9 protein-coding genes are annotated in these 13,683 nt (G+C 70.6%); 7 read left to right on the top strand and 2 right to left on the bottom strand.

Features of this window, described 5'->3' with window-relative positions:
• Nucleotides 1-20: 20 nt before the first annotated feature.
• A complete protein-coding gene (locus JR064_RS08560; protein WP_206229440.1) occupies nucleotides 21-1,097 on the bottom strand; it encodes a methyl-accepting chemotaxis protein in 1,077 nt (358 codons plus the stop codon).
• Between the two features lie 251 nt (nucleotides 1,098-1,348).
• Here JR064_RS08560 and JR064_RS08555 point away from each other — a divergent pair, with 251 nt between their 5' ends.
• The 6 genes from JR064_RS08555 (at nucleotide 1,349) to JR064_RS08530 (ending at nucleotide 10,601) form a co-directional block, all read left to right on the top strand.
• Nucleotides 1,349-4,057: a DUF2339 domain-containing protein gene (locus JR064_RS08555; protein WP_206229439.1), complete on the top strand. Its 2,709-nt coding sequence runs from the start codon at nucleotides 1,349-1,351 to the stop codon at nucleotides 4,055-4,057.
• A complete protein-coding gene (locus tag JR064_RS08550; protein ID WP_206229438.1) occupies nucleotides 4,054-5,418 on the top strand; it encodes a DUF3999 domain-containing protein in 1,365 nt (454 codons plus the stop codon). Before JR064_RS08555 ends, JR064_RS08550 begins: the two co-directional genes overlap by 4 nt.
• A gap of 265 nt (nucleotides 5,419-5,683) precedes the next feature.
• On the top strand, nucleotides 5,684-6,862 hold the full coding sequence (locus tag JR064_RS08545) for a phosphoglycerate kinase (RefSeq protein WP_179566811.1): 1,179 nt from the start codon (nucleotides 5,684-5,686) through the stop codon (nucleotides 6,860-6,862).
• Nucleotides 6,859-7,503: an HAD-IA family hydrolase gene (locus tag JR064_RS08540; RefSeq protein ID WP_206229437.1), complete on the top strand. Its 645-nt coding sequence runs from the start codon at nucleotides 6,859-6,861 to the stop codon at nucleotides 7,501-7,503. Before JR064_RS08545 ends, JR064_RS08540 begins: the two co-directional genes overlap by 4 nt.
• Nucleotides 7,504-7,903: 400 nt before the next feature.
• Nucleotides 7,904-9,370, top strand: a complete 1,467-nt coding sequence (gene pyk / locus JR064_RS08535) for a pyruvate kinase (RefSeq protein ID WP_145702518.1) — start codon at nucleotides 7,904-7,906, stop codon at nucleotides 9,368-9,370.
• A 226-nt stretch (nucleotides 9,371-9,596) separates the two neighbouring features.
• Nucleotides 9,597-10,601, top strand: coding sequence for a class I fructose-bisphosphate aldolase (locus tag JR064_RS08530; RefSeq protein ID WP_179566805.1), 1,005 nt, complete (start codon nucleotides 9,597-9,599; stop codon nucleotides 10,599-10,601).
• Between the two features lie 183 nt (nucleotides 10,602-10,784).
• Here the strand turns inward: JR064_RS08530 and JR064_RS08525 are convergent, their stop codons facing one another.
• Nucleotides 10,785-11,462 carry a response regulator transcription factor gene (locus tag JR064_RS08525; protein WP_191824433.1) on the bottom strand — a complete coding sequence of 226 codons (678 nt, stop codon included), beginning with the start codon at nucleotides 11,460-11,462 and terminating at the stop codon, nucleotides 10,785-10,787.
• Between the two features lie 169 nt (nucleotides 11,463-11,631).
• On the opposite strand from JR064_RS08525, the gene JR064_RS08520 reads away from it, so the two are divergent.
• Nucleotides 11,632-13,605, top strand: a complete 1,974-nt coding sequence (locus JR064_RS08520) for a sensor histidine kinase (protein WP_241092934.1) — start codon at nucleotides 11,632-11,634, stop codon at nucleotides 13,603-13,605.
• Nucleotides 13,606-13,683: the final 78 nt, after the last annotated feature.

Genomic DNA, 13,683 nt, shown 5'->3' with positions numbered 1-13,683 from the left:
GCCGGCCCGCCCGCGTCGCGCTACAGCGCCTGCAGAATCAGCGAATGCCAGCCGGTGCGATAGGTTTCGTAGCCGGGCGAGGCTGCGTGCGCGATGCAGTGCGGACGCCCGTCGAGGTCGCTCAGCACCGCGCCACGCGGTTGCTTGAACAGCGCTTCGCGGCCGGGGAAGTCGATCCGTTCCTGCAGCATGCGGCCGGCCGAATCGGCCAGGACCTGGCCGCGCTGGTCGACGATGCACACTCGGCTGCGGCCCCATTCCTGCTCCGACAGCGGGGTGCGCTGCACCACCGTCTGCGCCAGCGCGTCCCAGCGGAACACGATGCCGAGCACGCCCAGCACGCGCCCGTCGACGCGGCCGCCGTCGCGCACCGTGCACGAGTACACCAGCACGCGTTCGCCATCGGCCAGGGTGCTGGCGTGCACGTCCTGGAAGCCGAATTCCTCGCCGCTGCGGGTACGCGTGGCGTCTTCGAACCAGGCCTGCCCGGACACGTCGCTGCCGGCCGAGGCGTACTGCTGCGGCCGGCCGTTGGCGAGGATGCGGCCGTCGGTGCCGGCCAGCACCAGGTCGAAGTAGACGGTGTACGAATCCAGGATCTGGCCCATGCGCCGCGACGCGTAGGCGAGTGCGTCGTCGCCGCGGCCAGGGCGCGCGGCAGCGACGATGGCCGCATCGGTCGCCCACCAGCGCACGTCGCAGCTGCGTTCGTAGAGGTTGCGGTCGATCAGGTCGATGTTGCTCAGCGCCAGTTCGCTCAGGCGCGTGCGGCGCACGTCGTCTTCCAGCCGCTGCAGGGTGTGGCGCATGTCGGCGCTGGTGCTGGCGGCGACCTTGTCCAGGTCCTGGGTGGCGTCGGCGACGCGCCGCGACAGCACGTCCATTTCCTGCGCGATGACGCTGAAGCCGCGCCCGGCCTGGCCGATCCGTGCCGATTCGATGCGGGCATTCATCGAGATCACATGGGTGGTGCGGTTGATCTCGTCGATGCGCTGCAACGAACGGCGCAGCTGCCCGAGCAGTTGGTCGGACAGGCCGACCACGGAGCGGATATGGTCGTCGATTCCCGCTTCTGCGGGCTTGGCTGGCAGGTTCATCGGTGCTGTCGGTGGGAGGGGAGGGAACAGCGGACGCAACGTGGGATAAGGGAGGTAGCGGCCGAGAATGCACCGGCTTTAGCGCCGATTCCGTCGGCCTGCATTGCCGGGATGCGTTGCCGCGCCTGGGTTGCGCCGCCGCCGGCGCGGCCGCGGCGAGGCCGAACTCGTCTACCATCTGCCCCAGGACCGGCGCCGCCGGACCATTGGTACGCCGCCCAGCGCCGTGCCGGCTTGGGCATGGAGTCCGGATGGAAGCGTTGATCGTGTTGGTGGTGGTGGCGGTATTGGCGGTGCCGATCCTGATGATCGTGATGCTGGTGGCGCTGGCGGGCGTGCGCCGGCGCGTGGCGGCGCTGGAACTGCAGCTGGCGCACCTGCATGGCGCGGCGCCGCAGGCGCACGCCGCAGCCCGATTCGACGCGGCCGGCGATGTCGATGACACCGATGCCGATTTCGAGAACGGTGGCGAGCGCGATGCGCGGTTCGCCGACGGCGGTGTTGCCGAGGAACATCCGTCCGCCGTGGCCGCCTTTGTCGCTTCGGTAGCGCCTACGCCGCCGCCGCTTCCGCCACCGTTCCTCGCGCCGAGCGCCATGGCGAACGCGGCAGCGGATCCCGTCGCCGCGCCACTGCCGCCGGCACCGCGCGGTCCGGATCCGATCGAGCGGCTGCTGGCCGGCACCAAGCGCTGGTTCACCGAAGGCAACGTGCCGGTCAAGATCGGCATGCTGGTGCTGCTGGCCGGCGTCGCCGCGCTGCTGAAGTACGCCGGCGACCAGGGTTGGCTGCGCATGCCGATCCAGCTGCGCTATGCCGGCATCGCCGCCGCGGCGTTGGCCGGCCTGGGCTTCGGCTGGCGCCAGCGCGAACGCAAGCGCAGCTTCGCGCTGGCGTTGCAGGGCGGCGCGATCGGTGTGTTGCTGCTGACGGTGTTCGCCGCGTTCAAGCTGTCCGGGCTGATTCCGGCCAGCGCCGCGTTCGCGCTGAGCATCGTGCTGGTGGCCAGCATGTGCGTGCTGGCGGTCGTGCAGGAATCGCGCACGCTGGCGGTACTGGCCACGCTGGCCGGGTTCCTGGCGCCGATCTGGCTGTCCACCGGCAGCGGCAACCATGTCGGGCTGTTCTCCTATTACGCGGTGTTGAACGCGGCGGTGTTCGCGATCGCCTGGTATCGGCCGTGGCGGGTGCTCAACCTGCTCGGGTTCGGCTTCACCTTCGGCATCGGCACGCTGTGGGGCGTGCTGCAATACCAGCCGGCGAAGTTCGCCAGCACCGAGCCGTTCCTGCTGCTGTTCTTCGCCTTCTACCTGCTGATCCCGATCCTGTACGCGCGGCGCCAGCCGGCCACGCGCGGCAACCTGATCGACGGCAGCCTGGTGTTCGGCACGCCGCTGGTGGCGTTCTCGCTGCAGGCCGGGCTGCTGCGCGGCGAAGGCCTGCCGCTGGCGCTGTGCGCGCTTGGCCTGGCGGCGGTGTATGCGCTGCTGGCCGCGGCGCTGATCCGGCGCGAACGCTTCGCGGTGCTCGGCCAGGCCTATGCGCTGCTGGCGGTGGGCTTCGCCACGCTGGCGGTGCCGCTGGCGCTGTCCGCGCGCGCCACCGCCAGCATCTTCGCGCTGGAAGGCGCGGCGCTGGTGTGGCTGGGACTGCGCCAGCAGCGCTGGCTGCCGCAGTTCACCGGCGCCGGCCTGCAATTGGCCGCGGCGATCGGCTTCGTGCTGGGGCTGGACATGGCCTGGCACGACGCCCAGGCGGTGGCCAATGCCACCTTCATGAGCGGTGCGCTGCTGGCCCTGGCCGGCCTCGCCAGCGCCTGGAGCTATCGCCGTGCCGGCGCCGACACCCCGGCCTTGGCCTATTACCTGTGGGGCCTGGCGTGGTGGTGCGGCATTGGCATTGCCGAGATCGAACGCTTCGTCGCGGCCGCGGCGCAGGCCGACCTGCTGCTGGCGTTCGTCGCGCTCAGCGGCTGGCTGGCCGCCGAGGCGCAGCGCCGCTGGCCGGCGCGCGCGCTGGCCGCGACCACGCTCGGCGGGCTGCTGCTCGCGTTGCCGCTGGCGGTGCTGCAGGCGGACGCGCACGGCCAGCCGTTCGCCGGGCATGGCGCCTGGGCCTGGACCCTGTTCGCGGTGCTCGGCGTACGCAGCCTGATCTGCCTGCGCGGCAGCGGCGGCTGGGTGGCGCGGGCGGCGCAATTCGCCTGGTGGCTGGTGTGGCCGTCGGTGCTGTCCTTGCTCGGCCTCTGGCTGGCGCAGCGCTTCGCCCTGGCCGAGGGCTGGCAATGGGCGTTGCTGCTGGCGCCATGGCTGGCCGCGGCGGCGTTGTCGCTGCTGCGCTGGCCGTGGTTGGCCGCGCCGCTGGGGGCGGACTTCGACCGCTGCCGCACGGCGCTGCAGGGCAGCTATTTCGGGCTGCTCGGCCTGGCCTGGCTGTGGACGCTGTGCGTGCCCGGCGCCAGTGCGCCGTTGCCGTGGGTGCCGCTGCTCAATCCGCTGGAACTGAGCCAGTTGCTGGCGGTGGCGCTGGCCGCGCGCTGGCTGTGGTCGGCGACCGCGCCGGCCCTGTTGCGGGCCCAGCGTCTGCAACTGCTGGCCGCTGCCGGATTCCTGTGGATCACCAGCGTGACCCTGCATGCGGTGCACTACTGGGCGCCGGTGCCGTGGGCGTCGCTGTTGTCCGCCGGCGTGGCGCAGACCAGCCTGACCGTGGTGTGGAGCGTGCTCGGCGTGCTCGGCTGGGTGCTCGGCTCGCGCCGCGGCCAGCGCGGCCTGTGGCTGGCCGGCGCGCTGCTGATGGCGGTGGTGCTGGGCAAGCTGCTGCTGGTGGATCGCGGCAACCTCGGCAACGTCGCCGGCATCGCCTCGTTCATCGCCTACGGCCTGCTGTGCACCGTGGTCGGCTATTTCGCGCCGGCACCGCCGCGCGCCACCGAACCGGCCGAGGAGGCCCATCCATGAAACGCCTGATCTTTCCGGCTGTGCTGCTGGCGTTGCTGCCGGTGGCGGCCTCCGCTGCCAGCCAGCGCGACGACTACGTGCAGCAATGGCCGCTGACCCTGCAGGATCCGGCCGCCGGCGCCTACCGCGTGCAACTCGACGATGCGGTGTACCGCAGCGCGCACCTCGCCTCGCTGGGCGACGTGGAAGTGTTCAACGCGGCCGGCGACTCGCTGCCGGCGGCCCTGTTCGCGGCCGAACTGGCCGAGACCACGCCGCGCCGGCAGCCGCTGCCCTGGTTCCCGCTGCCGGCCGTGGCCGGTGGCGGCGCGGACAACCTGGAGCTGATCGCCGAGCGCGATACCGACGGCAGCGTGCGCCGCATCCGCACCCGCATCGCCAGCAGCGCCACGGCCAGTGCCGAAGCGGGTTGGTTGATCGATGCCAGCGCGCTGCGCGAGCCGTTGCGCGCGCTGTCGCTGCAATGGGCCGCCGATGCGCAGCCGCGGCAGGCGCGCTACCGGGTCGAGGCCAGCGACGATCTGCGCGACTGGGAACTGCTGGTGCCGGAGGCGACCCTGGTCGACCTGGCCAACCAGGGCAAGCGCCTGCAGCAATTGCGCATCGCCATCGATCGCCAGGTGCGCTACCTGCGGCTGCTGCCGCTGTCGTCGCCGCCGCTGCCGACACTGACCGGGGTGGAAGCCGAACTGGCGCCGGCGCCCGTCGCCGCCGACTGGCACTGGCAGCAACTGGACGCGCTGCACGCCGATCCGGCGCAGCACAGCTTCGACTTCGTATCGCCCGGCCGCTATCCGGTCGCGCAGCTCGACATCGCGCTGCCCGGCAACAGCGCGATCGAATGGCGCGTGCAGAGCCGCGACAGTGCCGAGGCGCCGTGGCAGGACCGGGCCGGGCCGTGGGTGGCCTACCAGGTCGGCGCCGGCGCCAGCCGCTCGCCGCCGCAGGCGCTGACCCAGCCGGTGCGCGACCGCTACTGGCGGCTGCTGGCCACGCAGGATCCGGGCCGGCAGCGGCCGGCGCTGCGCCTGGGCTACCAGCCGGAAACGCTGATCTTCCTGGCCCAGGGCACGCCGCCCTATGCGCTGGCCGCCGGCAGCGCGCGCACCCAGCGCGCTGCCGCGCCGTTGGCGACCACCTTGCAGGCCCTGCGTGCGCAACGCGGCCCGCAATGGACGCCGGCCACCGCCACGCTCGGCGCGGCGGTCCCGCTGGCCGGCGCCGCCGCGCTGCAGGCGCCGGCCGCGCCGCGCGACTGGAAGACCTGGCTGCTGTGGGCGCTGCTGGTCGGCGGCGCATTGATCGTGGTCGGTTTCGCCTTCAGCCTGTTGCGCAAGCCGGTCGCGCCCGGCGCGGGCTGATCGGTTCGGCACCGCCACGCCACGCGCCTGTCGCGGCGTGGCGACCGCCGTGCGCGCGTGGTTTTGCCCGCGCCGTCGCGCCGCGGCCGCACGCCGCGCGATGTCTCGATTTGCCGCTGCGCGGCCGACGCCGGACAATGCCCGCCTCGGCACCGCCCGCGCGCGCTGGCGCCAGCGTGCCTAAAGCGGACGTTCCGATCGCCGCGCCTATGCTGCGCACCGCCTCCTCCTTCCTCAGCAACCCCACGATAGCGAGCAACCGACAATGCCCATCCTGCGAATGACCGATCTCGACCTGTCCGGCAAGCGTGTGCTGATCCGGCAAGACCTCAACGTGCCGATCGACGACAACGGCCAGATCACGTCCGAGCAGCGCATCCTGGCCTCGGTGCCGACGCTGCGCCACGCGCTGGAGCAGGGCGCGGCGGTGATGGTGACCTCGCACCTGGGCCGGCCCAAGGAAGGCGCGTGGACCCAGGCCGATTCGCTGGCGCCGGTCGCCGCGCGGCTGACCGCGCTGCTCGGCACCGAGGTGCCGCTGCTGCGCGACTGGGTCGACGGCGTGGAGGTGCAGCCCGGCAAGATCGTGCTGCTGGAGAATTGCCGCATGAACGTCGGCGAGGGCAAGGACGACGAGGCGCTGGCGAAGAAGTACGCGGCGCTGTGCGACGTGTTCGTGATGGATGCGTTCGGCACCGCGCACCGCGCCCAGGCGTCCACCCACGGCGTGATCAGGTTCGCCCCGGTGGCGGCCGGCGGACCGCTGCTGATGGCCGAGCTGGACGCGCTGGCCAAGGCGCTGGAGCACCCGGCCAAGCCGCTGCTGGCGATCGTCGCCGGCAGCAAGGTCTCGACCAAGCTGGAGCTGCTGTCGAACCTGGTCAACAAGGTCGAGCAGCTGATCGTCGGCGGCGGCATCGCCAACACCTTCATCGCCGCGGCCGGCTATCCGGTCGGCAAGTCGCTGTGCGAGCCGGACCTGCTCGACACCGCGCGCAAGATCGTCGCCGACGCCAATGCCCGCGGCGCGGCGATCCCGCTGCCCACCGACGTGGTGGTGGCCAAGCAGTTCCTGCCCGACGCCGAGGCGACGGTGAAGGCGCTGGCCGACGTCGCCGACGACGATCTGATCCTGGACATCGGCCCGCAGACCGCCGCGCACTACGCCGACCTGATCGCCAAGGCCGGTACCGTGGTCTGGAACGGCCCGGTCGGGGTGTTCGAGTTCGACGCGTTCGGGCATGGCACCGAAACCCTGGCGCGCGCCATCGCCGCCTCGCCGGCGTTCTCCATCGCCGGCGGCGGCGACACCCTGGCCGCGGTCGACAAGTACGGCATCGCCGAGCAGGTGAGCTACATCTCCACCGGCGGCGGCGCGTTCCTGGAATTCCTGGAAGGCAAGACCCTACCGGCGGTGGCGGCGCTGCAGGCGCGCGGCGCGTGAGCGCCAACACCCTGTTCTTCGACCTGGACGGCACCCTGGTCGATTCGGAGGCCGGCATCGTCGGCAGCATCCGCCACGCGTTCGCCGAACTCGGGCGCCCGGCGCCCGAGCCGCAGCAACTGCGCGCCTGGATCGGGCCGCCGTTGCGCGACAGCTTCAACGACTACTTCCACGGCGATCCGCCGCTGGTCGAGCAGGCGCTGTCCCTGTACCGCGAGCGCTACGACGCGCAGGGCTGGCGCGAGCACACCGTGTTCCCGGCGATCGGCGCGGCGGTCGCGGCCTTGGCCGCGGCCGGCCATCGCTTCGCGGTGGTGACCTCGAAGAACGAGCGCTTCGCCCGGCGCATCGTCGAGACGCTGCCGTTCGCCGCGCACTTCGAGGAGATCGTCGGCGCCAGCGACGACGGCCAGCGCCGCTTCAAGCCGGACCTGATCGCCGAGGCCCTGCGGCGGCTGTCGCTGCAGCCGGCGCAGTGCGTGATGATCGGCGATCGGCGCATGGACATCGAAGGCGCCAACCATCACGGCATGCGCAGTATCGGCGTGCTGTGGGGCTTCGGCGACGCGGCGGAGCTGCGTCAGGCCGGCGCCAGTGCGCTGGCGCAGGTGCCGGCGCAGTTGCCGGGTTTGGCAGCTTGACAGCGGGGATTGGGGAGTTGGGATTGGGGATTCGTAAAAGCGGTGCCGCTGCGGCACGCGCGCATTTCCTCCATTCCCGGTTCCAGATGCGATGCCGGCCTGCGTCGCGTGCGCCGGTCGTAGCGCCAGGCCACCGCGTGGCGTGTCTGTCCGGGTGTTGGCGGCTTCGTCCGGCAGGGCCGGGAGCAGCACAGGAGCGCTGAGTCCGGGCTTGCCCGGCGTCGCGCCCGCGCCGCCGGCTGGGCACGGGCGAGGCGGCGCCGGCGCGGCCTCGAGTCCGCATACTGTCCCGCACTGTCTGCAAGACATGCATGAATCCGCAGCCGCCTATGCCGATTCGCCATCCTGCGGTAGCGGCGCCTGTGCTAGTTTTGACGGCTTTTCCAGGGAACGACGTCTCATGATCGAACGCCAGCGCCGCACCAAGATTCTCGCCACCCTCGGCCCGGCCACGGATCCGCCCGGCGTGCTCGAGGACCTGTTCCGCGCCGGCGTCAACGTCGTGCGCCTGAATTTCTCCCACGGCGACCCGTCCGGCCAGGCCAAGCGGGCCGCCGAAGTGCGCGCCGCCGCACAGCGCGTGGGCAGCGAAGTGGGCATCCTCGCCGACCTGCCGGGGCCGAAGATCCGCATCGAGCGCTTCGCCGCCGGCAAGGTGTCGCTGAAGGCCGGCGCGCGCTTCGACCTGGTCGCCGACGCCAACGCGCCGGCCGGCGACGAAAACGAGGTCGGCGTCAGCTACCTGGGCCTGCCCAACGACGTCAAGCCGGGCGACGTGCTGCTGCTCGACGACGGCCTGCTGCAGCTGCAGGTGGTCGAGGTCGACGGTTCGCGCATCGTCAACACCGTGCTCAACGACGGCGTGCTGTCCGACCGCAAGGGCCTGAACAAGCAGGGCGGCGGCCTGTCGCTGGGCGCGCTGACCGAGCGCGACAAGGAACTGATCGGCATCGTCGCCAAGATCGGCGTGGATTTCATCGCGGTGTCGTTCTGCCGCAACGCGCAGGACATGAACGACGCGCGCCGCATCGCCCGCGAGCACGGCTGCGACGCCGCGCTGGTGTCCAAGATCGAGCGCACCGAGGCGATCGAGAACCTGAGCGAGATCGTCGAGGCCAGCGACGTGGTGATGGTCGCGCGCGGCGACCTGGGCGTGGAGATCGGCGATGCCGAGCTGCCGGGCCTGCAGAAGAAGATCATTCGCGAGTCGCTGGCGCAGAACAAGGTGGTGATCACCGCCACGCAGATGCTGCAGTCGATGGTCGAGAACCCGATCCCGACCCGCGCCGAGGTGCTGGACGTGGCCAACGCGGTGATCGACGGCACCGACGCGGTGATGCTGTCGGCCGAGACCGCCGCCGGCGCCTACCCGGTCAAGGCGGTGCAGGCGATGGCGCGGATCTGCCTGGGCGCCGAGCGCCAGTTCGAGATGGACACCGACTTCGAGGCCGCGCAGCGCAACCTCGAGCGCGCCGACCAGGCGATCGCGATGGCGACCATGTTCCTGTCCGAGCACATCGGCCTGAGCGGCGTGGTCACCCTGACCGAATCCGGCGGTACCCCGCGCTTCCTGTCGCGGTTCCGCTCGAAGATGCCGATCTACGCGTTCACCCGCCACGACGGCGCGCGCCGCGGCATGGCGATGATGCGCGGCGTGTTCCCGATCAACTTCGACAGCCGCGGCCTGACCCCGCGCGAAGCGGCGCGTGCGGCGATCCGCCTGCTGGTCGAGGCCGAGCGCATGGGTCCCGGCGACCGCGTGGTGTTCACCAGCGGCGAGCACATGGAAACGCATGGCGCGACCAACACCCTGCGCCTGCTCGAAGTCGGCCCCGACGGCCGCGCCAGCGGCCTGGGCGAGCTGTAGCCGCAGCGCCGCCGCCACGCCGGCCCACGACCGCGCGCTGCGTCTGCAGCGCGCGGTTTTTTTTGCCTGTCCGGCTGGCGCCGCCGGTCGCCTGCCGGTGCACGCGACTGCGCATGCGGTCGCGGATTGCGTCTACCGGATGGAAACGGTTGCAGGCATTCCGTGAAGGAATCGGTAGCGTTTGCCGCGATATACTTCGGGTTTCCCCCCGTGCCATAGGAATTCCATGAGCATCGAACAGCTTGCCGAAACCGCACAGGCGATGGTCGCCCCGGGCAAGGGCATCATCGCGATCGACGAATCCACCAGCACGATCGCCAAGCGCTTCGCCAGCGTCGGCATCGAGAATGTCGAAGAGAACCGCCGCGCGTATCGCGAGCTGCTGCTGACCACGCCGAAGCTGAGCGACCACATCTCCGGCGCGATCCTGTACGACGAGACCATCCGCCAGAAGACCAAGGACGGCGTGCCGTTCCCGAAGTACATGGCCGAGCACGGCATCATTCCCGGGATCAAGGTCGACAAGGGCACGCATCCGCTGGCCGGCATGCCGGGCGAGCTGATCACCGAAGGCCTGGACGGCCTGCGCGCGCGCCTGGAGGAGTACTACAAGCTCGGCGCGCGCTTCGCCAAGTGGCGCGCGGTGATCACCATCGGCGAGGACATCCCGTCGGGCGTGTGCATCGAGACCAACGCGCACGCGCTGGCGCGCTACGCCGCGCTGTGCCAGGAGCAGGGCCTGGTGCCGATGGTGGAGCCGGAAGTGTTGATGGACGGCAACCACGACATCGAGACCTGCTACGAGGTCACCGAAGCCACGCTGCGTTCGCTGTTCGGCGCGCTGTACGAGCAGAACGTGGTGCTGGAAGGCACCATCCTGAAGGCCTCGATGGTCATCGCCGGCAAGGATTGCGACGAGCAGGCCAGCGTCGAGGAAGTAGCCGAGTCCACCGTGATGTGCCTGAAGAGCACCGTGCCGGCGATCCTGCCGGGCATCGTGTTCCTGTCCGGCGGGCAGACCGACGAGCAGTCCACCGCGCATCTCAATGCGATGAACCAGATCGGCACCCTGCCATGGCCGCTGAGCTTCTCCTACGGCCGCGCGATGCAGCAGGCCGCGCTGAAGCTGTGGTCGCAGGACATGAAGGGCAACTTCGCCAAAGCGCAGCAGGTGGTCTACGACCGCGCCAAGGAAAACGGCCTGGCCGCGCTGGGCAAGTGGCAGGACTGAGGTCCCGCTAGAAAGAGTCCACGAAAAACGCCGGCATCGCCGGCGTTTTTCGTTGCAACGCTCCTTCTCCCATCGGGACCATGACTCTTTTCGGGGGGAAGGAGCCCCGAAGGGGCGGAGGAGGGTAAGGAGCGCAGTCCCTGACAAATCTTGTTGGCGCGACACACCGCACAAGCCGCGAACTCAAGGCTTCAACGCAGCCGGCGCATGAAACCGGTAACCGCTGTTGCGCAGCGTCTTCACCGGCAGCGGCCGCCCGCTGATCTCCTCCACCCGTCGCCGCAGCCGGTACATCTGCGTGTCCAGCCGGCGCCGGTCGTGGTCGAGGAAGTTCACCCCGAGCGCCTCGGCGATTTCGCGGTGGCCCACGCTTTCGCCGGGTCGGCTCATCAGGCACTTGAGCACCAGCAGATCCTGGTGCGAGAGCGGAACCGACGGCGCGTCGGGCACGTTCAGGCGCGCGGCACCCAGCTCCAGCATCCAGCACGCTTTTTGCAGGCCCAGACGCCGGCCGAGCGCGGCCAGGGTCGCGGCCAGTTCGTCCAGGTCGGCGCCTTTGCCCAGGTAGTGGTCGGCGCCGATGTCGAGGCCGGTGACGCGATCGCGGCTGGTGTTGCGCGCACTGAACACCACGATGCCCAGCCGTTGCGCGCCTTGCCGCAGTTCGCCGATCAAGTCCAGGCCGCTGCCGTCGGGGAGTCCGATGTCGATCACCGCCAGGCCATGGCGCAGCGGATCGAACCGTTGCCGGAATTCCCTGACGCTGGCCGCGCACGTCGCGGCGTAGCCGAGATCGGCGAGGAACTCGCCGAGCTCCTCGCGCAGCACGGGTTCGTCTTCCAGCACGATCACCTCGCCCATCGCGGCAAACTCTTGGTGCATCATTGGCCGCTGTGACTCAAGCGGGTTCGGCGATCGTGCGGTATGGCAAATGATGGCGAAGTGGTTTCGCTGGTTTGTGGGCGCATGGCTGTACTGGGGTGCGGTGGCCTGTGTTGCGGCGCAACCGGGATGGGCGCCGCCTCGAACGTTGCCGCTGACCGCCGCGGCCGAGCATCTGGATGCGAGCGGATACCTGCAGCGCCTGGACGATCCGCAAGGCCGGCTGGATGCCCGCCAGGCCGCGGCGGCATCCGGCTGGACCCGGCTGCCCGCCAGTCTCAATGCCGGGTTCACCGCCAACACCGTGTGGCTGCGCGTTCCGTTGCGCGTGGACAGTGTAGCGTCCGCGGGCTGGATGCTGCGACTGAGCAATGCCGTCATCGACGATGCGCAGGCCTACGCCAGCGTCGACGGCGGCGCTTGGCAAGCGTTGGGCCATAGCGGCGAGAACGTCCGCCGCGACGCTTGGCCAGTGGACTACCGCAGCCCGGTGTTCCAGTTCGCGCCGTCGCGTCCCGGCGACTACGTGATCCTGCTGCGGCTGCAGAGCAAGAACGCGCTGGTCACCCGCCTCGACATCTGGCAGCGACTGCCGTTCGACAACCAGTCGCGGCGCGAGGGGCTGCAGTTCGGCCTGTACTTCGGCTTCTACCTGCTGCTGATCTGCTTGCATCTGCTGTTCTGGAGCGTGACGCGTGCGCCCATGAGCGGCCTGTTCGTCGCCTACCTCGGCGGCTGCGTGCTCAACGAGGCCATGTCGATCGGCCTGGTGCAGCAGGTGACGGGACTGCCGGTGGCGTGGAGCGACCGCCTGCTGGGGATCAGCATCGCCTGCAGCCTGCCGGTGGGATTCCAGATCGCGAGCAGGCAGTTGAACCTGCGCGCCCTGTATCCGCAGTTTGCGCGCTGGTCCATCCGCTTCCTGTGCGCCGCCGCGCTGGTCTGCGCCGCGCTCGTCGCGACCGGGCATTACGCACTTGGCATGCAGCCGGTGCAGACCCTGGCCTTGCTCGGCATCGCGGTGCTGACGGCGCTGGCGCTCCGCCTGCTGTGGAAACGCTACCCGCCCGCGGTGTTCTTCGCGCTCGCCTTCTTCCCGTTCTACCTGGGGGTGATGCTCGGATTCCTGCGCAATCTGGGCCTGGTCCCGGTGAACGCGTGGACCCAGTACGCCACCACCGTCGGCACCATGCTGCACATGACCGTGATGAGTTTCCTGGTCGTTGGCCGCTACGAGCGCCGGCGCCGCATCCGCGAGCGGCGCCACGCCAATGCCGCAGCGGAACTGGCGCGCCGGCACGGCATGCAGCTGGAGCGCGAGGTCGCGCTGCGCACGGCCGAACTGCATGGACAGATCCGCAGGCGGCAACGCCTGGAGGACGAACTGCGCGCCTCGTTGCAAACCGAACGCAGGGTGATGCAGGAGCAGCGCGAGTTCGTGGCGATGGTGTCGCACGAATTCCGCACGCCGCTGGCGGTGATCATGACCTCGGCGCAGCAACTGGCGCGCAAGCTGGAGGGACCGATAGAGCGCAACCGCGCGCGCTGCGGCAACATCCATGGCGCGGCGCAACGACTGCTGGCGCTGGTGGACGAGTACCTCGGCGCCGACCGCATGGACGCGACCACCGCGGACCTGCGGCTGCAGCCCTGCGCGCTGCGCGATCTGCTGGACGCGGTGTGTCGTGACTTCCCGCCGCAGCGCGTGGTCTGCGACTACCAGAGCGACGACGACAGCCTGGTCACCGACAGCGGACTGTTGCGCGTGGCCTTGCGCAACCTGATCGCCAATGCCGATCGCCATTGTCCGCCGGGCAAGCCGATCCGTATCCGCGTGCGCGGGCACGGCGAAGCGCTGCGGGTGGAGATCGCCAATGCGGGCGAGCGCATCGCCGCCGCCGATCGGCAGCGGTTGTTCCAGAAGTACTACCGGGGCGAGAACGCCAGGAACACGCCAGGCGCCGGGCTCGGCCTGTACCTGGTGCGCAGGATCGCCGAGCGTCTCGGCGGCTGGGTGGGGCTGGCCGGGGACGCTGCGGACGCGCCGGTCTGCTTCGTGCTGCTGCTGCCGCGGCGCCCGCAGGCGCAGGTCGAGCCGCTGCCGCCAGCGTTCGACGCCTGATCCGCAGCGTCGCGCTCGCGCTCGCGGATTCCGCGGCGCGGCGGCGCCGACATTCGGGCCGCACACGATGGGGCAAAC

This window comes from Xanthomonas bonasiae (assembly GCF_017163705.1).
GTDB classification, from domain to species: Bacteria; Pseudomonadota; Gammaproteobacteria; order Xanthomonadales; family Xanthomonadaceae; genus Xanthomonas_A; species Xanthomonas_A bonasiae.
Note: the sequence above shows the minus strand (reverse complement) of the source record. Positions and strands in the feature narration are given on the sequence as shown.